Source organism: Pseudomonas sp. TE12508 (genome assembly GCF_056279485.1).
Window position 1 is genome coordinate 14,096 of the sequence record NZ_JBWCCN010000020.1, and the last position, 25,077, is coordinate 39,172.

Annotated in this window: 18 protein-coding genes; 11 read left to right on the forward strand and 7 right to left on the reverse strand. The window is 54.7% G+C overall.

Translation table 11 applies throughout. The features are described from left to right. Window positions 1–31 precede the first annotated feature (31 nt). The 5 genes from ACZ9IM_RS24860 to ACZ9IM_RS24880 all read right to left on the reverse strand — a co-directional run bounded on the left by ACZ9IM_RS24860 (window position 32) and on the right by ACZ9IM_RS24880 (window position 8,725). The gene (locus tag ACZ9IM_RS24860) at window positions 32–1,450 is read right to left on the reverse strand and encodes a mannose-1-phosphate guanylyltransferase/mannose-6-phosphate isomerase (protein ID WP_476225213.1); all 1,419 of its coding nucleotides are present in this window, start codon (window positions 1,448–1,450) and stop codon (window positions 32–34) included. Window positions 1,451–1,529: 79 nt separating this feature from the next. Continuing rightward, a complete protein-coding gene (locus ACZ9IM_RS24865; protein ID WP_476225214.1) occupies window positions 1,530–5,105 on the reverse strand; it encodes a polysaccharide pyruvyl transferase family protein in 3,576 nt (1,191 codons plus the stop codon). Next, window positions 5,102–6,421 (reverse strand): ABC transporter ATP-binding protein, encoded by a 1,320-nt coding sequence (locus tag ACZ9IM_RS24870; RefSeq protein ID WP_476225215.1) that lies wholly within the window; start codon window positions 6,419–6,421, stop codon window positions 5,102–5,104. The genes ACZ9IM_RS24865 and ACZ9IM_RS24870 overlap by 4 nt, the downstream gene beginning before the upstream one ends. After that, window positions 6,411–7,241 carry an ABC transporter permease gene (locus ACZ9IM_RS24875; protein ID WP_476225216.1) on the reverse strand — a complete coding sequence of 277 codons (831 nt, stop codon included), beginning with the start codon at window positions 7,239–7,241 and terminating at the stop codon, window positions 6,411–6,413. Before ACZ9IM_RS24875 ends, ACZ9IM_RS24870 begins: the two co-directional genes overlap by 11 nt. A gap of 545 nt (window positions 7,242–7,786) precedes the next feature. Continuing rightward, a complete protein-coding gene (locus tag ACZ9IM_RS24880; RefSeq protein ID WP_476225218.1) occupies window positions 7,787–8,725 on the reverse strand; it encodes a glycosyltransferase family 2 protein in 939 nt (312 codons plus the stop codon). A gap of 398 nt (window positions 8,726–9,123) precedes the next feature. On the opposite strand from ACZ9IM_RS24880, the gene ACZ9IM_RS24885 reads away from it, so the two are divergent. From ACZ9IM_RS24885 to ACZ9IM_RS24910, 6 genes are all read left to right on the forward strand, one after another. Further along, on the forward strand, window positions 9,124–11,118 hold the full coding sequence (locus ACZ9IM_RS24885) for a polysaccharide biosynthesis protein (protein ID WP_476225219.1): 1,995 nt from the start codon (window positions 9,124–9,126) through the stop codon (window positions 11,116–11,118). 112 nt (window positions 11,119–11,230) lie between these two features. Further along, window positions 11,231–11,566: a ComEA family DNA-binding protein gene (locus tag ACZ9IM_RS24890; RefSeq protein ID WP_476225220.1), complete on the forward strand. Its 336-nt coding sequence runs from the start codon at window positions 11,231–11,233 to the stop codon at window positions 11,564–11,566. A gap of 207 nt (window positions 11,567–11,773) precedes the next feature. After that, the gene (locus tag ACZ9IM_RS24895; RefSeq protein ID WP_476225221.1) at window positions 11,774–12,568 is read left to right on the forward strand and encodes an SDR family NAD(P)-dependent oxidoreductase; all 795 of its coding nucleotides are present in this window, start codon (window positions 11,774–11,776) and stop codon (window positions 12,566–12,568) included. A 32-nt stretch (window positions 12,569–12,600) separates the two neighbouring features. Beyond that, window positions 12,601–13,875: a beta-ketoacyl-ACP synthase II gene (fabF, locus tag ACZ9IM_RS24900; RefSeq protein ID WP_476225222.1), complete on the forward strand. Its 1,275-nt coding sequence runs from the start codon at window positions 12,601–12,603 to the stop codon at window positions 13,873–13,875. Between the two features lie 71 nt (window positions 13,876–13,946). Next, window positions 13,947–14,600: a GntR family transcriptional regulator gene (locus ACZ9IM_RS24905; protein ID WP_476225223.1), complete on the forward strand. Its 654-nt coding sequence runs from the start codon at window positions 13,947–13,949 to the stop codon at window positions 14,598–14,600. Window positions 14,601–14,615: 15 nt separating this feature from the next. Then, the gene (locus ACZ9IM_RS24910; protein ID WP_401172976.1) at window positions 14,616–15,467 is read left to right on the forward strand and encodes an urea carboxylase-associated family protein; all 852 of its coding nucleotides are present in this window, start codon (window positions 14,616–14,618) and stop codon (window positions 15,465–15,467) included. Window positions 15,468–15,592: 125 nt separating this feature from the next. Here ACZ9IM_RS24910 and ACZ9IM_RS24915 read toward each other — a convergent pair whose 3' ends face one another. Then, a complete protein-coding gene (locus ACZ9IM_RS24915) occupies window positions 15,593–15,760 on the reverse strand; it encodes a DUF2897 family protein (protein WP_008006000.1) in 168 nt (55 codons plus the stop codon). Between the two features lie 143 nt (window positions 15,761–15,903). After that, window positions 15,904–17,268: an ethanolamine permease gene (eat, locus tag ACZ9IM_RS24920; protein ID WP_063341108.1), complete on the reverse strand. Its 1,365-nt coding sequence runs from the start codon at window positions 17,266–17,268 to the stop codon at window positions 15,904–15,906. Between the two features lie 405 nt (window positions 17,269–17,673). On the opposite strand from eat, the gene kdpF reads away from it, so the two are divergent. The 5 genes from kdpF to ACZ9IM_RS24945 all read left to right on the forward strand — a co-directional run bounded on the left by kdpF (window position 17,674) and on the right by ACZ9IM_RS24945 (window position 25,073). Next, a complete protein-coding gene (kdpF, locus tag ACZ9IM_RS24925; protein ID WP_007899818.1) occupies window positions 17,674–17,763 on the forward strand; it encodes a K(+)-transporting ATPase subunit F in 90 nt (29 codons plus the stop codon). Window positions 17,764–17,771: 8 nt separating this feature from the next. Then, on the forward strand, window positions 17,772–19,466 hold the full coding sequence (kdpA, locus tag ACZ9IM_RS24930; protein ID WP_008071672.1) for a potassium-transporting ATPase subunit KdpA: 1,695 nt from the start codon (window positions 17,772–17,774) through the stop codon (window positions 19,464–19,466). A gap of 10 nt (window positions 19,467–19,476) precedes the next feature. Further along, on the forward strand, window positions 19,477–21,534 hold the full coding sequence (gene kdpB / locus ACZ9IM_RS24935; protein ID WP_427624275.1) for a potassium-transporting ATPase subunit KdpB: 2,058 nt from the start codon (window positions 19,477–19,479) through the stop codon (window positions 21,532–21,534). Window positions 21,535–21,797: 263 nt separating this feature from the next. After that, window positions 21,798–22,343 carry a potassium-transporting ATPase subunit KdpC gene (kdpC, locus tag ACZ9IM_RS24940; RefSeq protein WP_063341105.1) on the forward strand — a complete coding sequence of 182 codons (546 nt, stop codon included), beginning with the start codon at window positions 21,798–21,800 and terminating at the stop codon, window positions 22,341–22,343. 78 nt (window positions 22,344–22,421) lie between these two features. Next, window positions 22,422–25,073: a DUF4118 domain-containing protein gene (locus tag ACZ9IM_RS24945; RefSeq protein ID WP_427624277.1), complete on the forward strand. Its 2,652-nt coding sequence runs from the start codon at window positions 22,422–22,424 to the stop codon at window positions 25,071–25,073. The last annotated feature ends 4 nt before the right edge of the window (window positions 25,074–25,077 follow it).

Sequence of the window (25,077 nt, forward strand, 5' to 3'; positions counted from 1 at the left end):
TATATAATTAGCTTTGTGTTTCATCGGATTTTTATTTTCTACCGTATACGTCATCAAACCGAACAATATCGTCCTCTCCTAGATAGCTTCCAGATTGTACTTCTATAAGCTCGAGATTGACTTTCCCTGGGTTAATTAGGCGATGAACGCATCCTAACGGTAAGTAAGTACTCTGATTTTCTGCTAACAAGATTTTTTCGCCGTCTCGTATAACTTCTGCGGTACCTGAGACTACAATCCAGTGCTCTGCGCGATGATAATGCATCTGTGAGCTTAATGACGCTCCTGGCTTTACTACGATTCGCTTTACTTGGAAACGCTCGCCCATGTCTAGGGAGTCGTAGCTACCCCATGGGCGATAGACCTTTCGATGGTAGAGATGTTCTTTACGTTTTGATGAGTTCAAGAGGTCAACGATTTTCTTGATTTCCTGTACTTCATCTCGAGCGGCTATCAAGGTAGCATCTGGTGTTGAGACAATTATCAAATTATCAATACCAACGGTAGCTATCAAATGACTATCGTGTGCCATTATTAGACTATTGTTGGTTGATTGCATAATCACGTCACCTTGGACATGATTCGCGTTTTGGTCCTTTTCGGAAATATCCCACAGTGCTGACCAAGACCCAATGTCATTCCAACCACAACTCATTGGAATAACTGCTGCTTTAGAAGTCTTTTCCATAACTGCATAATCTATAGATATATCGGTGCACGCGGAAAAGCTCTCGTGCTCCAATCTAATGAAGTCTATATCAGATACTGCATTATTCAGCGAACGCTCTGCATGCTCTAGTATTTCGGGATTGAATACTGAGATTTCTTCGAGAAGTGTAGATGCCTTAAACATGAAAATGCCGGAATTCCAGTCATATACACCGCTCTCGACATATTTTTTTGCAGTCACTACGTTTGGTTTTTCGGCGAATTCCTTTACGCAATATGCAAATTCATTGATTGTTTTACCTCGGCGAATATAGCCAAAGCCAGTTTGGGGGGATTCTGGTTTTATCCCAAATGTAACTAGATAGCCTTTTTTGACTAACTGCTCTGCTTGCTGTATTGATTTTATAAACGTTGAGTTATCGGCTATCAAGTGATCTGCGGGTAGTACTAAAAGCACAGCCTCGCTATCTAGATTTTGAGCATATAGTGCAGCCACAACGATTGCCGGGGCAGTGTTCCTGGCAACTGGCTCAAGTAGTATTGCAGTGGCAGGCCCTCCCAGCTCGCATTGCAATTGCTCGGCGGCAATGAAGCGATGGTCTTCGCTGCACACAATAATTGGAGCAGCAGAATTTGGGATATCAGATGCTCGAGCAATCGTTTGCTGAAACAGAGTTTTATCCTTGTCAGTTAAAGCTAAGAACTGTTTGGGTAAATTCTTACGAGACATCGGCCATAGGCGGGTACCGCTACCACCGCTGAGGATCATTGGGATTAGCATGGGCTTACACGTCCTTAGATGTAAATTTATTCGCTCTTAACGATACCGAGCGGCGTTTGAGCCGCTCGTCGCTGAATTGTTAAACGGTGCCCTTCGGGGAATTTAAAAACTGACGACCGATTACATTCCAAACTGATTCTGTCGTAAAGTTTTGCCGAATGAAATTCTGCCCGGCCTTGGAGACTTTTTCCCATTCTTCATCATTACTTAGCATAACATTTATTAGGTGGGCAAACTCTTCGCTGCTTTCAGACACAGGCATGAAAACTAATGTTTCATCAAGACCTTGGACACCCGTAGGTGTTGTTACGCAAGGAACTCCAAACTTCATGGATTCAAGAACTTTTCCTTTCATTCCACCACCGAATCTCAATGGTGCGACGGCGACGCGGGAGTCTGTGTAAAAATTCTCGAGAACCTCATCACTTACATAACCCGTAACGGTGATTTTTGAGGAGCCAAGTGCTTGGATTTCTTCTTTTGGATTTGAACCGACCATGTACACATGAATGTCGGGATGCATTTTAGTAACGAGGGGAAGTACTTCTTTGGCGAACCAGAGTGCCCCGTCGACATTGGGTGCATGCGCAAAGCCTGCTACAAAAAGAATATTTTTTCGACGGCTTAGGTTTTCACCAGGGTTAGCAGGAAGTGTGTCGTAAGCGTTCAGCGGAAGTGTCTCGGCAGTTTCATGAAGAGCCTGCGCCGATAACCATTCGTTTGCATAGTTGGTTTCAAAGGCGGAAGGGTAGTATACCGCATCTGCGCTTTTCCACATTTGATGTTCATATTTACGGAACAACTCAATCTGCTCCTGAATACCAGGCTCACTGTTCATCTTGGCTTGTTCGATCAATCGTAGGTGATGTATATCATGACCGTAGAATAATACTTTGGCCTTTGAGTGGTTCCTTATTGCGTTGATATACTTTACGGAAATATGAGGGCGGCTCAAAATAATGGTGTCAAATGTGTCGCCGTTTTCAGAAAACCACTCTTCGAACTTTTCAAAGTACTCTATGCCATAAAAAACTTCTACGCCCTTGTCTTGGAGGTGTTGCGTATATTCGGGGTCATACCAAAGATTGTCAGGCCATAACTTGAGAACTTGATTGTTAGAGAGGATTAGCGTCATAAGCTGAGATATAGCTCGTGATCCTGCATCTCGATCCGGTTGTGGTACATAATGATCTATTAATAATACCCGGCCTTTTGTTTGTGCGCGCTCACAGGCAACGAGTGGGCGGAACCCGTTTTCATAATGAAAGTTTTCAAGTTCATTCTTCCATCGTACTGCGAACTTCTTCTGGTTTTCTACCTGATAGAGTTTAATGCCACTGCTGGTGTCAGTGCCATGTGAAATACCTTCATAGTGGATAACGCTCGAGCGCGGTTGGTATATTACTTTCAGGCCTGAGGCCCTTACCTTGAATGCCAGATCGGTGTCCTCGCAATACGCGGGCAGATAATGCTCGTCAAAGCTGCCGAGCCTTAGAAACAAATCTTTTTGAATAAGAATTGAGGCCCCAGAAATATAATCAACTTCTCTGCAATAGTTGTATACACTTCGAGTTGGGCTATCGAACTTTCCGAAATTCCAAGCGCTTGAATCTTTCCATACGATGCCTCCTGCTTCTTGTAGGCGACCGTCTGGGTACACGAGTTTTGAGCCGGCTAAACCGCAGCCTGGCCACTGGTCAAATGTAGAAACTAAAGCATCCAACCAACCATTGGTTACTTCAGTGTCGTTGTTCAAGAAATAAATATATTTCCCATGAGCTAACGCTGCCGCCTTGTTGCAAGAGCGAAGGAAGCCAAGGTTTTTGTCGTTATGAATGTATCTGAGACCGGGGATGTTTTCTAGCTTCTCTATTTCTGGGTCACCAGAAGCATCTTCGATTACTATGACCTCGAATGAAACGTTTGGGGTGTATCTTGCAATAGATGCCAGACAGGTTAGAGTATAGTCAAGTCGACCATAACTGGGGATGATGATGGATACTATTGGATTGGCTGCTGGTTTAAATGTCAGAGTCTTTATAGTTGAATCAATATTGGCTGTTACTTCGGGAAGCATCAGATCTGGGAGTATCGGTAATTGGATGCGGCGCATTAGCGATTTGCGCACTGGATTGGCAAGGATCTTTATAAACGGTAGTCGACTGATTTGAGACGATCTTAATAAGCTATAGATTTTTTGCCAATCACCTTTTGCTACGGTTCCCAATAAACGAAGCGGTCTCGTGAGCCTCCATGACGTAGAATTTTTCATGTGGGTGATTTGTGCTTGAGTATCGATTACTTGCTTGTGGATCACTTTTTCGTAATGAATATTTAAATCAGATAATTCACTGTTCGCTTGTTGAACATTCTGGAGTGTAGTTGTTAGTTCTATATTCAATCGCTGAGCGCTTTGATGCTGCGCTGTCAGTTCGGTTATTTCTTTTGCCAATTTGGCTATATCTTTGATGTGACGATTTTCGGCGGAGGTCGGAAGAATCCCATACTTCAAGAAGGCTGAAGCCTGATCGGCTGCTATTTTTTCAGCCTCTAGCCAGAAACTGCTCTTGTCTGTTTGAGGGGCGCGTAAAATTGAAGCAATATTTTCCCAGTGTTTTGTTATCAGGTCTTGTGTCGAATACTGGGCGCTAGTGTTGGATTGATGCTTTAATAGTGTCTCCGCCTGTAACCAGGAGTCTGTAATGTAATCGGCCGGGACTAAGCCGATACTTTCAATGAAGCCAGTATATTTATGTGCGGAAGGTGCGTTCGACGGCACTACTAACACTGCTGGGACTTGGTACGCAATAGCGGTGATAAGTCCATGTAGTGAGTTGCCAATATATCCGGAAGATGAGGCAATAAGGTGCGCGCACTGCTGCAGTGAAAGTTCGCGTGATAATATTTTTATTTTGCCGTCGATAAGTTCTTTTATTGGATCTAAGTATTCGTACTCTGCTTGCTGCCAAAGCATCAGCGGCAAAGCTTTGTATTCATGTTGGTTGTGGGTTTCAATACCCTGAAAAGCTTTAGATATCTCTAGATGTTTGTTGTTTAGGTCTGCTGTCGAAAAGCAGAGCGCAAAGTAAGTCTTTTCTCTTTCTATGGAGGTAGAAGGAATTGGCCAGACGCTACTCAAAGCAATAGCGGTATCTGGAACTACAAATATCTCCTTTTCAGTAATTGCTGAAATATTGCTTTTGCTGTATTCATCACGAACACAGAGGTAGTCTACTGCTTTAAGAGCAAGGGTTGCACTCTCAATGAAATCTGGATTTATTGGTTTCGGAACCCCGGGGGCGCACCAAACTAAAGGGATATTCAAGCGAGCAGCCAATAATGACCCGCCAATCCACAAACTGGGAAGCGCCGCAATATATAGTTTCGGATCGGATTGCCATTTTTCGGGGGTCCAATCTTCCGCTTGGACAATATCTCCACCGCCTACGATCACTCCCTGCCAATCATTTCGATTCAGAGCCTCTTCTACGCTTATGATAGGTGGCTGATCAGGCCACGGTGTATGGCGGCTGGTGGGGGCCACATTAACTATTTCGAATTCATCGCCTAAATAGTGCTGGGCAATATGGGGAAAAAGCAAGTCACCATAGCTGTCATGGTCAAAAGCACCAAAGTGTGCGATTAGTTTTTTCATTGAATTTCCCCGTTGGACAAAACTTCACTGGTGATGACTGTATCTAAATGGCAAAAGCCAACAAATTGCTTCTTGCTGGTAATATTTATTAAGGTGATATCATAGAGTCTATGATGAGCAATGAGGTCATCATTCCGATACTCACTGCAACCTAGGTTTAATGCGTAGGTCCCTGCTGCGAGTGCGAGTTTTTGTTTGAAACGAACGGTCAAAGTTTCCCCGGGTTTACAGGTTTTAAGTTCGGCTTTCTCAAACAGCGTATTAGTTCCCGCGATTTCTCGTCCCTTCAGATCAGTTAAAAAATATCCAATAATAGGCTTTTCACAAAGGGTCTTGAATAAAAGGGTAATTGTGACTTCAACTGTCTCTTCGTTATCGATGGCGGCGATAGGTACGCCATGTTGGTCGATGATTCCCCAGTCAACAATGGTGATTTTTTCCTCGCCATAATGGGAGTGATTTGGATTTATTTCGTAATGAGTATGTAACAGGTTGTCAGTGACCTTGAGTACTGAAATATCGTTAGACCCAGTCGAGTTATCGGCAAGCGGTTTCACCGACATAAGCTTTTTGAATTGTCCGACAATGTACTTTGCGTCACCTGCTTCGACAAGTTCACCGTGAGAAATGATCATCGCACGATTGCAGAATTGCACAACCGACGAAAGATCATGGGTTACGAGCAGTATCGAGCAACCAGCTTCCTGCATCTCGGCAATACGCTTAAAACATTTTTGCTGAAAGGCCGCATCACCAACCGCCAAGGCTTCATCAACAATTAAAATATCGGGTGTTACATTGATCGCTACAGCAAAGGCAAGACGAACTATCATTCCGCTGGAGTACGTTTTTACCGGTTGTTCAACGAAATGCCCGATATCAGCAAACTCAATGATTGCGTTATATCTTGCATCGATCTCGCTCTTGGTTAGACCTAGAACAGCCGCGTTCATATAAACATTTTCTTTCCCGGTGAACTCCATATTGAAACCTGAGCCTAGCTCAAGGAGTGCGGCAACTCTACCATTAACACTGACCTCTCCGTCTGTCGGAGTTAACGTTCCGCATATAATTTGCAGAAGAGTTGATTTTCCAGACCCGTTTTTTCCGAGAATCCCGACCGTTTCCCCTTTATTAATCTTGAATCCCATGGACTTTAAGGCCCAGAACTCAGAATAATAGTTCCTGCTTGCTCGGCCAAGTCCACTATTCAGTCTCGGAATTACGAACTGCTTCAAGCGATCACGAGGAGTTGTGTAAATGTGGTAGCACTTACTAATATTGCTGACTTGAATTGCATATTCGTTAGAGGACATCTGCAAAACCCTTTCTTGTTTTCTGGAACCAGGCATAACCTGCCCAGGCTACCAAGAGAGCAACTACGGTATAAATTAGAAGACCTTGCCAGTTCGGAAGCAGCCCCCATATGGTCACGGCTCTCGCTTGTTCAATAATGAAAGTAAGCGGATTGAACATGATGACGGGTCTGAGCTGTTCCGGAAGAGCGGTAATTGGGAAAAAAACTGGGGATAGGAAAAGCATCACTGTTGTCAAGATGTTGATAGCTTGGCCCATATCGCGTACGAATACCCCAAGAGATGCGATGATCCATGATAACCCCATGCATAATATAATGAGAGGCATCAGTACCAGCGGTAGAAATATGGTGGTCCAGTGTAAGCCACCGTTGAAAATTACCAGTGCCACCAGCAATACGATTACGCTCGCTGCTAAGTGGAACAGGGCGGACCCCATATTAATCGCTACTAATACCTCTAACGGGAAAACTACTTTTTTGACATAGTTTGTATTGCTGATTATGGTCGTTGACGCACGATTGAGAACCTCAGCAAATAGTCCGTGTGCAATGAGGCCTATGAACAAAATTACTGCAAATTGTGTTTTTGACTCATCGACCCCCGTCCCCCAGCGTGCTTTGAATATGACAGAAAAAACGAAGGTGTATACTACCAGCATGAACAAAGGGTTCAAAAAGGACCAAGCCAGACCTATCATAGATCCTTTGTAGCGACCTACGACCTCGCGACGTGTGAGTTGTCCAATTAGATTTTTATTCTGCCACAATCCTAAAAGCATCGATTTGAATGTGGTTGAATGTAGTGCATGAGGATTCATTAGATGTGGCCCAAAGAAAATGTATCTCTACTGCGGTGTGTTAGGCAGTCAAGCTGCAAAAGAGCTAAATAGGATTTTTCGTCACTAGCTTTTATTAAGACTCTTTTGCCTGCTGTCATTATTTCCTACCCTTCACTGTCTGCTTTTTGTATGCGCAATTTCTATTGCGTTTTCCCCGTTTGTATCTTCATCTTCATGTTCTTGCACGCTCCTCGCAGATTTGGTAATTGCCACACATTCTCAATATCCCTCCCGGAATCCGAAGCTGCTTCAGTAACGGTTCCAATTTTTAAGGGTTTGGGAGAGCAAGCATCAACTTGTCAGGGTATCGAATTTGTCTCAAAAAGTCATCGATTTTGTGTGCTTCGGGAGTGTTTTGCCTGCGGCCAGTTTGGATGGAGGGGCAGTACCCGAACCGTGATGGGGCGGACTGGGGGGGGAGGGCTGATGCTGCTGCATTTTGATGCGGGCGGGTGGATGGTTTTTTTTGTGATGTTGGGTGTGCTATTGGTTGCTGATTGTCGCGAATGTTTGGTTTGGTGTGCTTATATTTTATTGAGCATTATGGCTGCTATGAGGCTTGCATTTCCTGCAAAGGTTTGACGATAAATTTTCGATTTCTTGAAGTAAAACATTCTTTTCGGAAAGCTACTATTTCTAGCCTTTACGAAATGCAGTAGCGTGTCCCTGTTTTCATGAGATAACATTGGGATGATTTTTTCAATATTTGCTAAATTTGAGTCATTCCAGGTTCTGAAGCGGCCTGACGTCATTTTTCCTAATCTTTTTAGTTTGTCGATTATTCCGGAGTTTGCACCGATCAGATTCGCTTCGTGCTGGCGATAGTCAATACTTGGGAGTGGGTCGTAAATGACATGTCCGTTGCATCCGCTGATTATGATATAGGCTAACCAGTCATGCGCAACTACTTGGTTGTTTTCCTCGGCGGTGCGTAGTAGTTCTCTTGCTGGTTCGTTAATGGTCATCGTGTTTGCGCCGGCAATACTTTGAACTATCGCGTTTTGAAATGATGGTGCCTTTCTAAAGAGGGGGGATAAGCCAATGCTTTCGCCGGTAGTATTGATAAGATGGGTTCGAGTGCAATACAGTGCGGGAGTATGCGTTGGGCTATTGCTCAGCGCTGCTAGGCTTCTTTCAAGTTTATCAGTATGCCATATGTCATCTTGATCGCTAAAAGCGTAGTAGTCGCCAGATACCTTGGGATTGTATATCAGGGACATAAAATTTTTTCCGAATCCTTTCCTTGGGCCGTGAAAGATCTGCACCTGCCCGGGGAGGGAGCTTTCTTTAAAGCGCATGAGTATGTCAAGGGTTTCATCTGATGAGCCATCATCAGATATATAGACTTTCCATTGCTTGTGCGTCTGCTGCTTAATTGATTCGAGTTGTTCATTGAGGAATCTCGATCCATTAAAGGTGCAGAGCAAAATTGCTACGGTTTTCTCTGAGGTGGTTTGGGTCATATTTTCTGAGTGGTTGGTTGTTAGGATATGGCTGTTGGTTGGGTGGATTAAGGTTTGAGTGGCTGTAGGTGGCAGGTGTCTATTTGCAAGGTTTTCTTGACATATTTTTTATTTTGCGGTTTTCATTCTTTGGTATGCTTGAGTTGTGCTAGCTTGAATCTGATGCTCAGACTCCAAACGACAAATTTGCGATTTTTGACTAGTTTAAAGGCCATGATTAGAGTCTGAATTATCGCTAGTTTAGTTGGAATCATTTTTGCTAGGCAACACTTGAACGCTTTTTTGACGTGCCCTTGTTAAGCCAGTCGAAGGCCCATTTTAAGCATTTTGTAGGCCTAGCGGGTACAATGTGCCACTGAATTTTGTACGAGGAGCTGGCCGGTCAGGTCCACAGATTTATGGATAAATTACGAGCTCTTTTGCTGGGGCTGCCACGCAGGCAGAAACGACTGCTTCAGGTCGCTACAGACGTTGTGCTGGTGTGGGTCGCCCTCTGGCTCGCCTTCATCGTCCGCCTCGGCATCGATGACATGTACAACCCATTGAAGGTCCACTTCTGGCTCTTCGCCTGCGCGCCTGTGATAGCCATTCCCTTGTTCATCCGCTTCGGCATGTACCGAGCGGTCATGCGCTATTTTGGCAATGATGCCCTGATAGCCATCATCAAAGCTGTCAGCCTGTCATCCCTGATCCTGGCGGTCGTTGTCTACTGGTACAGCAACCACCAAACCGTCGTCCCACGCTCCATCATCTTCAACTACTGGTGGCTAAGCATGGTAATCATCGGCGGGCTACGCCTATGCATGCGCCAATACTTCATGGGCGACTGGTTCACCGCCGCCCAGCACGTGCCTTTCACCAGCCGCGATGACGGCCTGACCAAAGTCGCCATCTACGGCGCAGGCGTGGCCGGCAATCAGTTGGTTGCTGCATTACGCATGGGCCGAGTCATGCGCCCAGTGGCCTTCATCGACGACGATTCCAGCATCTCCGATCGCTCAATTTCAGGCCTCCAGGTCTACAAACCCAAACACATCCAGCAGATGATCGACGTCACCGGCGCTCAGGAAATCCTCTTGGCGCTACCGTCATCCACCCGCGCACGGCGCCGGGAAATTCTCAATCTGCTGGAAGGTTATCCGCTTCACGTACGAAGCGTGCCGAACTTCACCGATCTGGCCAGCGGTCGGGTCAAGGTTGAAGACATTCAGGAAGTGGATATCGCCGATTTGCTCGGCCGCGATGCCGTGCCAGCCCAGGCTGATTTGCTCGAGCGCTGTATCAAAGGCAAGACAGTGATGGTTACTGGCGCCGGCGGATCGATCGGTTCAGAGCTGTGCCGGCAGATTTTCTCCCTTGGCCCGACCACGCTTATTCTGTTCGAACACAGTGAGTTCAACCTCTACAGCATCCTGTCAGAGCTGGAGCAGCGTGCCAGCCGTGAGTCGGTGTCGGTTCAGTTGCTGCCTATTCTTGGCTCCATCCGTCATCCGCACAAACTGCTCGATGTGATGAAGACCTGGTGCGTGGATACCGTTTATCACGCAGCGGCTTATAAACATGTGCCGATGGTCGAGCACAATATCGCTGAAGGCGTGCTCAATAATGTCATCGGCACGTTGAACACTGCTCAGGCTGCCTTGCAGTCGGGTGTGGCGAACTTTGTGTTGATCTCCACCGATAAAGCCGTTCGTCCGACCAACATCATGGGCAGCACCAAGCGTCTGGCGGAGTTGACCCTTCAGGCCCTCAGTCGTGAAATCGCCCCGGTGCTGTTTGGCGATAAAGCCAATGTATCCCGGGTCAATAAAACCCGTTTCACCATGGTTCGTTTTGGCAATGTGTTGGGATCGTCCGGTTCGGTGATTCCGTTGTTCCATAGTCAGATCAAGTCGGGTGGGCCTTTGACGGTGACCCATCCGAAGATTACCCGTTACTTCATGACCATCCCCGAAGCCGCGCAACTGGTGATTCAGGCCGGTTCCATGGGGCAGGGCGGTGATGTGTTTGTGCTGGATATGGGCGAGCCGGTGAGGATTGTCGAGCTGGCGGAGAAGATGATTCACCTGTCTGGTTTGAGCATCCGTTCCGAGCGAAATCCCCAGGGCGATATTTCGATCGAGTTCACTGGGTTGCGTCCGGGAGAGAAGCTCTACGAAGAGTTGTTGATCGGGGATAACGTCGCTGCGACGCCGCATCCGATGATCATGACGGCCAATGAAGATCATTTGCCCTGGGATGTGCTCAAGAGCCGTTTGACTGATTTGTTGCTGGCTGTCGAGCAGGACGATTATTCCCGCGTGCGCCAACTCCTGCGCGAAACGGTCAGCGGCTATACCCCCGACGGGGAGATCGTTGACTGGATTCATCAGCAACGCCGCCTCGAGCCCTGATTGTTTCACATCCTGTAACGGACACATTTTTGACAGCTCCACCACATCGCCTAAGTTTGGAAGGCAGCTTCGGAAAAGCTGCTTTCTCAATCGATGTCATGGAGCTTCATTTATGCGTACTGGCTATTTCTACTCTCTGGTTTTTGCCCTGCTCACCAGCGCCTCTATTGCGGCCATTGCTGCGCCGACGAGTGCGCCAGAGGCTGCCAAGGCACCCTTGATGCTGGATGCTGCCGCCCAGGCTAAAACCGCCAAAGTCGATCTCAATGGCGCCGATGCGCCGACTCTGCAGCGCGAGTTGTCCGGGATTGGTGAGGCGAAGGCCAAGGCGATTGTTGCTTATCGTGAGAGTAATGGGCCGTTTTCGTCGGTCGACGAATTGCTGGAAGTGAAGGGGATTGGCAAGGCTATTCTGGACAAGAATCGCGAGAAGCTGGAAGTGAACTAAGCTTGTAGATCCACACCAAGAGGCCGGTCATTGACCGGCCTTTTTGCATAGTGCCGCAGAGGGCGATCTGGCGCCTTTCATCGGGACTGGAAAAATTACGGCTGTCATATGGCGATTGGATTATGCCTATAATATCTTCCGTTCGCTGATGCGCACTGGTGTTCAGGCGCAGACCTTCTCTCACGCAATCCTCTTTGGAGCACAGTCATGAATTCTGTCCAGAACGAAGGTACGGCCCTCGTCACCGGCGCATCTTCCGGCATCGGTGCGGTTTACGCGGAGCGGTTGGCGGCGCGTGGTTTTGATTTGTTGCTGGTGGCCCGTGATCAGGAGCGGCTGGAGGCTGCGGCGAGCAAGTTGCGCGCGGCGCATGGTGTTCAGGTGGAGGTGCTGAAGGCGGACCTGACGCAAAAGGATGATGTGTTAAAGCTTGAGCAGCGCCTACGCAGCGATTCGAGTATCAGCCTGTTGCTGAATAACGCCGGTGTCGCGGCGGATGGTTTGCTCGCCAACGCTGATATGGATCAGCTGGAGCGTTTGATTCAGCTGAACGTCACCACGGTGACGCGGTTGGCCTCGGCAGCGGCGGCGGGTTTTTCCAAGGCCGGTCGCGGGACGATCATCAATATTGCCTCGGTGGTGGCGTTGTTCCCGGAGCGGTTCAATGCGACGTACAGCGCGAGCAAGGCTTATGTGTTGAGCCTGACCCAGTCGTTGAACGCCGAGCTGCAGGGCACCGGGGTTCAGGTTCAAGCGGTGTTGCCGGGCGTCACACGTACCGAGATCCTGGAGCGGTCCGGTATTGATGCGTCCCAGATTCCGGCGGACATGATCATGGAAGCGGGGGAGATGGTCGACGCGGCGTTATCGGGTCTGGACCAGGGTGAGTTGATCACCATTCCTTCGTTACCGAATGCCTCCGAGTGGGAGGCCTTTATGGCGGCGCGTCATGCGATGGCGCCGAATCTGTCTAGAAGCACGGCCGCCACGCGTTACAAGTGAGGCGCCATGAATCGGCTTGAGGTATTTGCGTTATGAGTAATCGTCGAGTGGTCGTCACGGGCATGGGCCTGGTGTCGCCGTTGGGTAGTGGCGTCGAAGCGGTTTGGGCACGTTTGTTGGCCGGGCGTTCCGGGTTGCGGGCGTTGCCGGACGAGGTGGTTGCCGATCTGACCACCAAGGTCGGTGGCGCGGTGCAGACGCTGGCGGAAGATCCCGAGGCGGGTTTTGATCCGGACCGGGCGACGCCGCCCAAAGAGCAGAAGAAGATGGACCGCTTCATTATGTTTGCCATGGAGGCGGCGCGTCAGGCACTGGAGCAGGCCGGTTGGCATCCGCAGGACGTCAACGCCCAGGAACGCACTGCCACCATTATTGGCTCGGGCGTGGGTGGTTTCGGCGCGATTGCCGATGCGGTGCGCACCACCGACAACCGTGGCCCGCGACGTTTGTCGCCGTTCACCATTCCTTCGTTTCTGGTCAACCTTGCGGCAGGGCATGTGTCGATCCAGCATGGTTTCAAGGGGCCTTTGGGGGCTCCGGTAACAGCGTGCGCGGCCGGGGTTCAGGCGATTGGTGACGCTGCGCGGCTGATTCGCTGTGGCGAAGCGGATATTGCAGTGTGTGGCGGTGCGGAAGCGGCAATCGATCGTGTCAGCCTTGCCGGGTTCGCGGCGGCTCGGGCGTTGTCCAGCGGTTACAACGACACCCCGGAACGCGCCTCGCGGCCGTTCGACAGTGGGCGTGATGGCTTTGTGATGGGCGAGGGCTCGGGCCTTCTGGTGATCGAATCCTTGGAGCATGCCTTGGCGCGCGGCGCTCAGCCGCTGGCCGAGCTGGTCGGTTACGGCACCAGTGCCGATGCCTATCATCTGACCGCGGGGCCTGAAGATGGCAGCGGTGCGCGTCGGGCGATGTCGCTGGCGTTGGCCCAGGCGGGCATTTCGCCGGCGCAGGTGCAGCATCTCAACGCCCATGCAACCTCGACCCCGGTGGGGGATTTGGGGGAGTTGGCGGCCATCAAATCGTTGTTCGGCTCGGACAACAAGATAGCGGTGACGTCGACCAAATCGGCCACCGGGCATTTGCTCGGCGCTGCTGGCGGGATCGAGGCGATCTTTACGCTGTTGGCGCTCCGCGATCAGGTGGTGCCGGCCACGCTCAACTTCGATAACCCGGATCCGGCAACGCAAGGGGTGGACATCGTTCACGGTCAGGCGCGGCCGATGACCATCGATTACGCGTTATCCAACGGCTTCGGATTTGGTGGCGTGAACGCCAGTGTGTTGTTCAAATACTGGGATGAGTAGTTCAAGGTAGATGGCACGAATAGTGATTACTCATTCGCTGACGATTGTTGAACAATCATGAGGCATTGAGTATGAGCAGCGGACTGTCCCTGGCCGACCACATCACATTGGAGTTGCGCGCTGACATCATCGGCGGTCGTTTGCTGCCGGGCATGGCGCTGGTGGAAAACGATCTGGTGTCGGCTTACAACGCCTCGCGCAACACAATTCGCGAGGCGTTGCACCGTCTGGGTCAGGAAGGGCTGACCCGTTATGTCCGTAACAAGGGTGTGATGGTGCGCCGGTTGGGTGTCGAGGATGTGCGCGATCTGTTCAAGGTTCGTCGCACCCTGGAGCTGCAAGCCATCAGCGCCAGTCAGCCATTGCGTGAATACCAGTCCGACCGGATGCTCGAAGCCCTGGAGGCCACCGAACTGGCTCGGGAGCGTGAGGACTGGCGCGCCGTTGGCACTCACAGCCTGGCGTTTCATCAACACATCGTCGGATTGCTGCGCAGTCCATTGTTCGATGAGTTCTTCACCAATGTCGTCGCGCAACTGCGCCTGGTGTTTTGCACCGCTCCCGATGAATCACGTTTTCAGGCGCCTTGGCTGGCGCGTGACCGGCAGATACATGACTTGCTGGCCGACGGCGATAAACCCGCGGCCGGGGACGCGATGAACCTTTATCTCGACGACTCCGAACACCTCCTGTTGCAGATGCTTGCCCCTTCTTCCCATCACTGATCGAGGATTTGTGCCATGTACAAAGACTATCCGGCGGCCTATCAAGTCAGCAAAGGCTCGGCCTTGCAGGTGGACACGGCTTTCTACGAGAGAGTCCGGGACAAGAAAGAGGGGCGCACGCTGATCGAACAGTTCGAAGTGCCGATCCGCACTGGCCGCGCCTGGAATGTGCCGGCGGGGCACGTGTTCAGGGTCACGACCCCGGTTGGCCCGCAAGTCGGGGATTTCAATGTCTGGAATGCCCATGACCCGCGCGAACGCTTGTGGGCGGCGCGGACCCGGCAGTTGCAGGGTGCTCATGTCAGCATTCATGACCGGCTCTGGTCGAACCTGCCATTTTTGCGGCCGCTGGTGACCATCACCGACGATAGCCTGGCCGGGTACGGCATCGACGAACATGGCGGGCGTTTGCACGACTTGCTGGGGACGCGGTGCGATCCGTATGTGAACAAAATGCTCACCGGCGAGGACTTCCATCATCACTGCCACTCGAATTTGACCCGCGCCGTGTTACCCCATGGCCTGACCGAGTTTGACGTGCATGATGTGCTGAACATTTTCCAGTGCACTGGTCTGAACCACGACGACATGTACTTCATGAAAGCCTGCCCGGCACAGAAGGGTGATTATCTGGAGTTCTTTGCCGAGATTGATCTGCTGTGCGCGTTGTCGACCTGCCCGGGTGGGGATCTGTCCTTGGCCATGTGGGGGCCGGATGCGCAGGATCCGCTGAGTGTGTGTCGGCCATTGGGGGTGGAGATTTATCGGTTGGAGGAGTCGTTACTTGAAGGCTGGAGCCAGCCGGAGCGTGCGGCTTACAAGGGGCTGCATGGCTTGCACATCGCCAAGGCCGATTGGGAGAAATAGAAACGGTTTTGTGGCGAGGGAGCTTGCTCCCGCTCGACCGCGCAGCGGGCGCAAAAAATGTGCGAGGGACCTCAAGGGCCGCTACGCGACCCAGCGGGAGCAAGCTCCCTCGCCACAATTGTTTGCTAGCGGTCCTGCGCATCCTTGGCATCCGCTTCCGCATTGCGTTCGGCGACGCGTTTACGTTGCTCTTCAGTCAATTCGACCTTGTTGGCGGTGTCGCGCAGCATCATCAAGCCGCCAACGATCGAGCCGATGGCAACGATCAGAATCAACCAGGCATACCAAGGCATAGGGTTTCTCCTTAAGGGCAGGCCGCTTGGCGATGGTTTCGCCAACCGATCGTGCCTACCACTTTTGAGCGATGGAATTTCGCAGTGGTTCCATTCGCTATGATTCCATTCTATGCCTGAACTGACAGCAACACCGCGACTGTTTACAGCCCGGTCAACATCGCATCCACCGGCGCATCGGCACGCAATTGCGCGGTGAGCATGAAGTACACGAAACCCACTGCCATGAAGCCGAGGAAGATCAACCCGATCAAGGTGTTGAACCAGGCCATCGCCACCAGGCAAACCACCGCGAGCATCAACGCAATGAACGGCACCAATGGGTAGCAGGGCGCGCGGAAGGTGCGTTCCAGGTTCGGTTCGGTTTTGCGCAGTTTGAACAGGCTGAGCATGCTCATGATGTACATCACGATCGCACCGAATACCGCCATGGTGATCATCGCCGCCGTCAGCGTCATGCCGCCGAGGTTGATCAAGCCATCGCTGTAGATCGCCGCGATGCCAATCACGCCACCGGCGATGATCGCCCGGTGCGGGGTCTGGAAGCGCGACAGTTTGGCCAGGGATGCTGGCAGGTAACCGGCCCGGGCCAGCGCAAAGAATTGCCGCGAGTAGCCGAGAATAATCCCGTGGAAACTCGCCACCAGGCCGAACAGGCCGATCCACACCAGCATGTGCAACCAGCCGGAGCTTTCGCCGACCACGGCTTTCATGGCTTGCGGCAGCGGATCGTTGATGTTCGACAGGGTGCGCCAGTCGCCGACGCCGCCGGCAAAGAACATCACGCCCATGGCCAGCAGCACCAGGGTCAGGATGCCGCTGATGTAAGCCTTGGGAATCGTGCGTTTCGGGTCTTTGGCTTCTTCGGCAGCCATGGCCGCGCCTTCGATGGCGAGGAAGAACCAAATGGCAAACGGAATGGCTGCGAACATGCCGGCAATCGCTGGCGCACCGAACACATCAGCACCAGCCCAGCCATTGAGGGCGAAGTTGCTGAAGCTGAACGCCGGGGCGACCACGCCCATGAACACCAGCAATTCGGCGACCGCCAATACGCAGACCACCAGTTCGAAGGTCGCGGCCAGTTTCACGCCGAGAATGTTCAAGCCCATGAACACAATGTAGGCACCGACCGCCGCGTGTTTCGGGTCGAGGGCGGGAAACTGCACATTCAGGTAGGCGCCGATCGCCAGGGCAATCGCCGGAGGGGCGAAGACGAACTCGATCAGGGTCGCCAACCCGGCAATCAAACCGCCTTTCTCGCCAAAGGCGCGGCGGCTGTAGGCAAAGGGACCGCCGGCATGGGGAATGGCGGTGGTCAGTTCGGTGAAACTGAAGATGAAGCAGGTGTACATCGTGGCGACCATGAATGAGGTCACGAGAAAGCCCAGTGTCCCGGCCACGCCCCAGCCGTAACTCCAGCCGAAGTACTCACCGGAAATCACCAGCCCGACCGCGATACCCCACAGGTGCAGCGTACCCAGCGTAGGTTTGAGTTGTGTGTTCATGCCTTGCTCCCTGAACGGTTTGGAAAAGCTCGGGGGAGGGCGTGTGCAGTGGGCGTGCCATTTTTCAGGTGGGCGTCGTAAAGTGCTGAAAGCTGTCGTATCGGGGATGTTCGCGGCTGGATGAGTGCTTTTTGTGCTCCAGTTAGGGGCGTCGACACCTGTTCTGGCGCTATCGCGAGCAGGCTCGCTCCCACATTGGAATGCTGCCGTCCATACAACGCCGAACTCCTGTGGGAGCGAGCCTGCTCGCGATGAGGCCCGCCGGAACACCGCTGTAACAAAGCCTTAACCCCACTCTTTACGCTTTATTTATGCCCCGCCACACCCCTCGATCTCGCGCCTTTACAGCCTCCCTCCCGACAATCACTCCACACGCGGCAATACGCCGTAACACGGAGAATTTCCATGAGCGTTCTGGACGGGGTGTCACTGCTATTGGCAGTGGGGCTGTTCATTTATCTGTTGGTTGCGCTGTTGCGCGCGGACCGGAACTAGGAGCGGCTATGCACAGTTATGACTATTGGCTGATCCTCGCCTTCTTTGCCGTGGTGCTGATCCCGGCACCGTTTCTGGGGCGCTTCTACTACAAGGTGATGGAAGGGCAGCGCACCTGGCTGTCGCCGATCCTCGGGCCGGTGGAGCGGGGTTGCTATCGGGTGGCCGGTGTCGATCCACAGGCTGAGCAGAGCTGGCAGAAATACACCCTGGCCTTGCTCGCCTTCAACCTCGCGGGTTTTTTGCTGTTGTTCGCGATCCTGCTGTTTCAGGATTATTTGCCGCTCAATCCGCAAAATTTGCCGGGTCAGGAATGGACGCAAGCGTTCAACACCGCCGTCAGCTTCATGACCAATACCAACTGGCAGTCCTACAGCGGCGAAGCGACTCTCAGCTACCTGAGTCAGATGGTCGGCCTCACCGTGCAGAACTTCGTCAGCGCTGCCACCGGCCTGGCGGTTCTGGTTGCGTTATGTCGCGGCATCGGTCGCAAGTCGACCAAGACCCTGGGCAACTTCTGGGTCGACATGACCCGCGCCACCCTTTACGGCCTGCTGCCGCTGTGCCTGCTGCTGGCGCTGTATCTGGTCTGGCAGGGCGTGCCACAAACGTTCGCCCAGTACGTGAACGCCGTGACGATGCAGGGCGTCGATCAGGTGATCCCGCTCGGCCCGGCCGCCAGCCAGATTGCGATCAAGCAACTGGGCACCAACGGTGGTGGCTTCTTCGGCGTCAACTCGGCGCACCCGTTCGAGAACCCGACGGCGTGGAGCAACCTGTTCGAAGTCGCTTCGATCATTCTGATCCCGGTGGCGCTGGTGTTCACCTTTGGCCATTACGTGAAAGACCTGCGTCAGAGCCGCGCGATCATCGCCTGCATGCTGGCGCTGTTTTTGATCGGCGGCGCCACTTCACTGTGGGCTGAGTACCAGCCTAACCCGACCCTGAACAACGTCGCCGTCGAACAGACCGCGCCGCTGGAAGGCAAGGAAGCGCGCTTCGGTACCACCGCCACCGTGCTGTGGTCGGTGACCACCACTGCGGCGTCGAACGGTTCGGTCAATGGCATGCACGACAGCCTCAACCCGCTGAGCGGCATGGTGGCGATGATCAACATGATGGTCGGCGAAGTGATCTTCGGCGGCGTCGGGGCCGGGCTCTACGGCATGTTGCTCAACGTGCTGATCGCGGTATTCCTCGCCGGGCTGATGATCGGCCGCACGCCGGAATACCTCGGCAAGAAACTGCAAGCCAAAGAAGTCCAGTTACTGGTGGTGACCTTACTGGTGATGCCAGTCGGCGTGCTGGTGCTCGGCGCGATTGCTGCCAGCCTGCCTGGCCCGGTCGCGGCGGTGAGTAACCCCGGTGCTCACGGTTTCAGCCAGTTGCTTTATGCCTACACCTCGGCCAGTGCCAACAACGGCTCGGCGTTCGGCGGCTTCGGTGCCAACACCGCGTTCCACAACCTGATGCTGGGGCTGGGCATGTTGATCGGTCGCTTCGGTTACATCCTCCCGGTACTGGCCCTGGCCGGCAGCCTGGCGATGAAGAAAACCGCGCCGATCGGCCAGAACAGCTTCCCGACTCACGGCCCGCTGTTCGTGGTGCTGTTGACCGTGACCATTTTGCTGGTGGGTGGTTTGACCTTCCTGCCGACCCTGGCGCTGGGCCCGATTGCCGAACATCTGAGCTTGGGCTTCTAAGGAGTCAATGATGAATATGCCCGCAACTAAAGCCGCCGTCGTCAAGGCGCCGGAACAACCGAAAACCGCGATCGCCGCGCTCTGGCGCCCGGCGCTGGTGCAAGCGTTCGTAAAGCTCGACCCACGGCAATTGCAACGTGCGCCGGTGATGCTGGTGGTGGAACTGACTGCGATTCTGACCACTGTGCTGTGCTTCATTCCCGACAGTGCCGTGCCGACTTTCGTCGCCGCGCAAATCGCGTTGTGGCTGTGGTTCACCGTGTTGTTCGCCAACTTCGCCGAAGCGCTGGCCGAAGGTCGCGGCAAGGCCCGTGCCGACAGCCTCAAGGCCGGCAGTGAAGGCTTGAGTGCCCGGCGCAAAAACGCCAATGGCAGCTTTCAGGTGGTGCCCGCCACCAGCCTGCGCAAGGGTGATGTGGTGCGCGTCGAAGCGGGGGAGATGATCCCCGGTGACGGCGAGGTGATCGAAGGCATCGCGGCGGTCAACGAAGCGGCGATTACGGGTGAATCGGCACCGGTGATTCGTGAGTCCGGCGGCGACCGTTCGGCCGTCACCGGCAACACCCGACTGGTGTCCGACTGGCTGTTGGTGCGTATCACTGCCAACCCCGGCGAGTCGACCCTCGACCGCATGATCGCGCTGGTCGAAGGCGCCAAACGCCAGAAAACCCCGAACGAAGTGGCGCTGGATATCCTGCTGATCGGCCTGACCCTGATCTTTCTGCTGGTGGTGGTGACCCTGCAACCGTTCGCCCACTTCGCCAATGGCAGCCTGCCGCTGGTGTTTCTGGTGGCGTTATTGGTCACGCTGATTCCGACCACCATTGGCGGTTTGTTGTCGGCCATCGGTATCGCCGGGATGGACCGTCTGGTGCGCCTGAACGTGATCGCCAAATCCGGTCGCGCCGTGGAAGCGGCGGGGGACGTTCACGTCCTGCTGCTGGACAAGACCGGCACCATCACCTTCGGCAACCGGCGCTGCTCAGCGGTCTATGCCGCGCCTGGTGTCACTGCCAAGGAACTGGCCGAAGGCGCGTTGTTTGCCTCCTTGGCCGATGACACGGCTGAAGGCAAATCCATCGTCGAGTACCTGCGCGGTCTTCATCCGCAACCCGAGCCGTCCGCCGAGGTGCTGACCGCGGTGCCGTTCAGTGCTGAAACCCGCTTGTCTGGCGTTGACTATCAGGGCCGGGTCTATCGCAAAGGCGCGGTGGATTCGCTGCTGGCTTTCGTCGGCCTGAAACGCGCCGATCTGGCCGCGCCTCTGTCCCGGGAAATCGACAAGATCGCCCAGAGTGGCGGCACGCCTCTGCTGGTCTGCGCCGACGGCAAATTGCTCGGTGTCATTCACCTCAAGGACGTGGTCAAGCCCGGCATCCGCGAGCGTTTCGCCGAGTTGCGCAAGCTGGGGATTCGCACGGTCATGGTCACGGGCGACAACCCGCTGACCGCCGCTGCGATTGCCGCCGAAGCGGGCGTGGATGACGTGCTGGCCGAAGCCACACCGGAGAAAAAACTGGCGCGCATTCGTCACGAGCAGAACGACGGTCGCCTGGTCGCCATGTGCGGTGACGGCGCCAATGATGCCCCGGCCCTGGCCCAGGCGGACGTCGGCATGGCGATGAACGACGGTACGCAAGCGGCGCGGGAGGCGGCGAACATGGTCGACCTCGACAGCGATCCGACCAAGCTGCTGGACGTGGTGCAAATCGGCAAGGAATTGCTGGTGACCCGTGGTGCGCTGACGACCTTTTCCATCGCCAACGACGTGGCCAAGTACTTCGCGATCCTGCCGGCGTTGTTCGCCTCGATCTACCCGCAACTGGGTGTGCTCAACGTCATGCACCTGAGCAGCCCGCAGAGCGCGATTCTGTCGGCGATTGTGTTCAACGCCTTGATCATTGTGGTGCTGATTCCTTTGGCATTGCGTGGTGTGAGGGTGCAAGCGGTGAGCGCGGCGGCGTTGCTGCGGCGCAATCTGCTGATTTATGGGCTGGGCGGGATTCTGGTGCCGTTCGTGGGCATCAAGGCGATCGACATGTTGTTGACGGCGTTGCATTTGGTTTGAGGTTGATCTGAGTGTGCGGTTTTTTTGTGCTGAGGCGCTTGCCAGTGGTGAGGGGTTTTTGTGGCGAGGGGGCTTGCCCCCGTTGGGTTGCGCAGCAGCCCCAAAACCTAAAACCTCATTTCTTCAGACATACCGCATGCATCGCTCTGGCGACTGCTTCGCAGCCGAACGGGGGCAAGCCCCCTCGCCACAAAAGCTCCTTTGCCACCGGGTTGAGCAGTAGCTTCCAGACCTGAGTTTTTTATCGAATCGAGGATTTTGAAATGTCCACACTGATACGTCCGGCCCTGAGCCTGCTGTTGCTGATGACCCTGATCACCGGCGTCGCCTATCCCTTGGTGGTCACCGGTGTCGCCCAGGTCGCCTTCCCGGACCAGGCCAACGGCAGCCTGGTGCGCGACGCCGACGGCAAGGTTCGGGGTTCGTCGCTGATCGCCCAGGATTTCGTTGGTGATGGCTGGTTCCACCCACGGCCATCGGCCGGTGCCTTTGCCACCGTGTCGAGCAGCGCCAGCAACCTCTCGCCCAGCAATCCGGCGCTCGCCACTCGGGTTATCGACGAGGCCAGTAAATTGCAGGTAGCTGGCCAGGGGCCGGTGCCGTTGGCGATGCTGACCACCTCCGGCAGCGGCCTCGATCCGCACTTGCCACCGGCCGCGATTGCCTATCAACTGGCGCGTGTCGCGGCGGCGCGCAATCTGCCAGTGTCTACGCTTGAGCAACTGCTGAACGCGCACATTGAACAGCCCTTGGTGGGGCCGCCGGTGGTGAATGTCTTGGCGCTGAATATGGCGCTGGAAAAGTTGTAAAGGTCAAAAGTTTGGAAAGGATCGTTCCCACGCAGAGCGTGGGAACGATCAACATCAGAATGAGAGAGAACTTCAAGCATGAGTGACTCCGGCCGCGCCGACGCGCTGTTAGCAGACCTGCCCCGCGATGGCCGTGGCCGGCTCAAGGTGTTTCTTGGCGCCGCCCCGGGGGTCGGCAAGACCTACGCCATGCTGCAAGCCGCCCACACTCAACTGCGCCAAGGCGTGAAAGTCATGGCCGGGGTGGTCGAAACCCACGGTCGCGCCGAAACCGAAGCGCTGTTGGCTGGCTTGCCGCAGCAACCGTTGGTGCGCTCGGAATACCGCGGCGTGATGCTCGAAGAAATGGACCTCGACGGTCTGCTTGCCGCCAAACCGAAACTGGTGCTGGTGGACGAACTGGCCCACAGCAACGCCCCCGGCAGTCGTCACGCCAAACGTTGGCAAGACATTCAGGAATTGCTGGCTGCCGGCATCGACGTGTTCACCACGGTCAACGTCCAGCATCTGGAAAGTCTCAACGATCAGGTGCGCGGCATCACTGGCGTACAGGTGCGCGAAACCCTGCCGGACTGGGTGCTGCAAGAAGCCTACGAACTGCTGCTGATCGACCTGCCGCCGCGCGAGTTGCTGGAGCGTCTGCGCGACGGCAAGGTCTACGTGCCGGAGCAGGCGCGGGCGGCTATCGATGCGTTCTTCACCCAGACCAACCTCACCGCCCTGCGCGAACTGGCGATGCAAACCGCCGCCGCTCAGGTGGATAACGATCTGGCCCAGGGTTATCGCCAGTTGGGGCAGGCCGCGCCGGCTGTGCGCGGTCGCTTGCTGGTGGGCGTCGATGGCGATGCTCAGGCCGAGCGCCTGGTGCGTCACGCCAGTCGTGTGGCCCAGCGTCGGCATCTGCCGTGGAGCCTGGTGCATGTGGACAACGGCCGTGTGCGCGACGAGCAATCGCGGCTGCGCCTGCAAAGCGCTCAACAACTGGCCGAACGCCTCGGTGGTGAAGTGGTGTTACTGCGCGCCGGTGAGGTGGCGAAAACGCTGATCCAGCATGCCGCTGAACGCCGCGCCAGCCTGGTACTGGTGGGCCAGTCGCGCCAGCGTTTGCGTCGACGGTTGTTCGGTGGCGGTCTGGCGTCTCGTTTACTGCGTGATGCTCGCGGGCTGGAAATCAACGTGCTCGACAGAGACCACGAACAGCATCAACCGCGCCAACGCTCGGCGCAGTCGCTGGTCTGGTTCGACTACGCGTTGGCACTGGTGGCGACGGTGCTCGCCAGTGCCCTGGCCTGGGCGGTGTCGAGCGTCTTGCCGCTGCCCAACATTTCGCTGGTGTTCCTCGCCGCGGTGTTGCTGGTGGCGGTGCGCAGCAGCCTCGGCCCGGCATTGGCCTGCGCGGCGCTGTCGTTTCTGACCTATGATTTTTTGTTCATTCCACCGAATTTCTCCTTCAGAATCCAGCGCGAAGAAGACGTGCTGACCTTGTTGTTCTTCCTGTTGATGGCAGCCTTGACCGGTAACCTTGCGGCGCGGCAACGGCGGCAATTGCAGGCCTTGCGCGACACCCAGGAAGAAACCAGCGAACTGCTCGACCTGTCGCGCAAACTCACTGCCGCCACCGACCGTCAGGCCGTGGTCAGCGCTGCGGCGCAGCACCTCAATGGCTGGACCGACCTGAAACTGTGCCTGCTCAATCGCGATGGCCAGAGCGGCTGGAAAGTCGAAACCGGCGGGCCGCTAGAGTTCTCCGAAGCCGAGCGCGCTGCTGCCGATTGGGCCTGGCAACACGACCAACCGGCCGGCGCAGGCACCGGTACGTTGCCGTTCGGGCGCTGGTGGTGGTGGCCACTGTCGGTGGATGATGGACCGTTGGCGCTGCTCGGCGTGTGTGCCAAAGAAGGTCAGACCCTGAGCGGCCAGCGGCGGCGCTTGTTGACCGCGTTAAGCCAACCGCTGGCCCAGGCGTTGGCCCGCGCACAACTGGCCGATGACCTCGAGGCGGCGCGCTTGCATGGCGAAACCGAGCAACTGCGCAGCGCACTGTTGGCCTCGGTGTCCCACGATTTACGCACGCCGTTGACCTCCATGCGCGGCAGCATCGACAGCCTGCTGGCGCTTGGCGAGGCGATCCCCTTGGAGGACCGCCGCGAACTGCTCGAAGGCACCCGCGATGAAGCCGAACGGCTGGATCGCTATATTCAAAACCTGCTAGACATGACGCGCCTCGGTCACGGAGCCCTGAAACTGGCGCGAGACTGGGTGTCGCCAGCAGACATCGTCGGCAGTTCGCTCAATCGTCTGCGCGCGGTGCTGGCATCGTTGCAGGTCATTACCGAAGTGCCGGCCGAATTGCCGCTGCTCTATGTGCATGCCGCGCTGATCGAACAAGCACTGGTCAACGTGCTGGAAAACGCCGCGCGTTTCTCGCCCCCCCGCGGGCGTCTTGAATTGCGTGCCGGGGCCACTGACAGCGAGCTGTTTTTTTCGGTGAGCGATGAGGGGCCGGGGATTCCCGAGGAGGACCGGGCGAAGATTTTCGACATGTTTTACACCGCCGCTCGCGGTGATCGCGGCGGGCAGGGCACCGGGTTGGGGCTGGCGATCTGTCAGGGCATGGTCGGTGCCCATGGCGGGCGGATCAGCGTCGCCGACGGTATCGAAGGGCGCGGTACCTGCATCACGCTGCACCTGCCGTTGCAGACTCAACCGGGATTGGACAGTGAAGCCTGATCTC

Excerpts from the sequence above, each read along its gene's own strand:
- ACZ9IM_RS24860 (WP_476225213.1), bottom strand. The coding sequence starts at position 1,450 with ATGCTAATCCCAATGATCCTCAGCGGTGGTAGCGGTACCCGCCTATGG.
- ACZ9IM_RS24865 (WP_476225214.1), bottom strand. The coding sequence starts at position 5,105 with ATGAAAAAACTAATCGCACACTTTGGTGCTTTTGACCATGACAGCTAT.
- ACZ9IM_RS24870 (WP_476225215.1), bottom strand. The coding sequence starts at position 6,421 with ATGTCCTCTAACGAATATGCAATTCAAGTCAGCAATATTAGTAAGTGC.
- ACZ9IM_RS24875 (WP_476225216.1), bottom strand. The coding sequence starts at position 7,241 with ATGAATCCTCATGCACTACATTCAACCACATTCAAATCGATGCTTTTA.
- ACZ9IM_RS24880 (WP_476225218.1), bottom strand. The coding sequence starts at position 8,725 with ATGACCCAAACCACCTCAGAGAAAACCGTAGCAATTTTGCTCTGCACC.
- ACZ9IM_RS24885 (WP_476225219.1), top strand. The coding sequence starts at position 9,124 with ATGGATAAATTACGAGCTCTTTTGCTGGGGCTGCCACGCAGGCAGAAA.
- ACZ9IM_RS24890 (WP_476225220.1), top strand. The coding sequence starts at position 11,231 with ATGCGTACTGGCTATTTCTACTCTCTGGTTTTTGCCCTGCTCACCAGC.
- ACZ9IM_RS24895 (WP_476225221.1), top strand. The coding sequence starts at position 11,774 with ATGAATTCTGTCCAGAACGAAGGTACGGCCCTCGTCACCGGCGCATCT.
- fabF (WP_476225222.1), top strand. The coding sequence starts at position 12,601 with ATGAGTAATCGTCGAGTGGTCGTCACGGGCATGGGCCTGGTGTCGCCG.
- ACZ9IM_RS24905 (WP_476225223.1), top strand. The coding sequence starts at position 13,947 with ATGAGCAGCGGACTGTCCCTGGCCGACCACATCACATTGGAGTTGCGC.
- ACZ9IM_RS24910 (WP_401172976.1), top strand. The coding sequence starts at position 14,616 with ATGTACAAAGACTATCCGGCGGCCTATCAAGTCAGCAAAGGCTCGGCC.
- ACZ9IM_RS24915 (WP_008006000.1), bottom strand. The coding sequence starts at position 15,760 with ATGCCTTGGTATGCCTGGTTGATTCTGATCGTTGCCATCGGCTCGATC.
- eat (WP_063341108.1), bottom strand. The coding sequence starts at position 17,268 with ATGAACACACAACTCAAACCTACGCTGGGTACGCTGCACCTGTGGGGT.
- kdpF (WP_007899818.1), top strand. The coding sequence starts at position 17,674 with ATGAGCGTTCTGGACGGGGTGTCACTGCTATTGGCAGTGGGGCTGTTC.
- kdpA (WP_008071672.1), top strand. The coding sequence starts at position 17,772 with ATGCACAGTTATGACTATTGGCTGATCCTCGCCTTCTTTGCCGTGGTG.
- kdpB (WP_427624275.1), top strand. The coding sequence starts at position 19,477 with ATGAATATGCCCGCAACTAAAGCCGCCGTCGTCAAGGCGCCGGAACAA.
- kdpC (WP_063341105.1), top strand. The coding sequence starts at position 21,798 with ATGTCCACACTGATACGTCCGGCCCTGAGCCTGCTGTTGCTGATGACC.
- ACZ9IM_RS24945 (WP_427624277.1), top strand. The coding sequence starts at position 22,422 with ATGAGTGACTCCGGCCGCGCCGACGCGCTGTTAGCAGACCTGCCCCGC.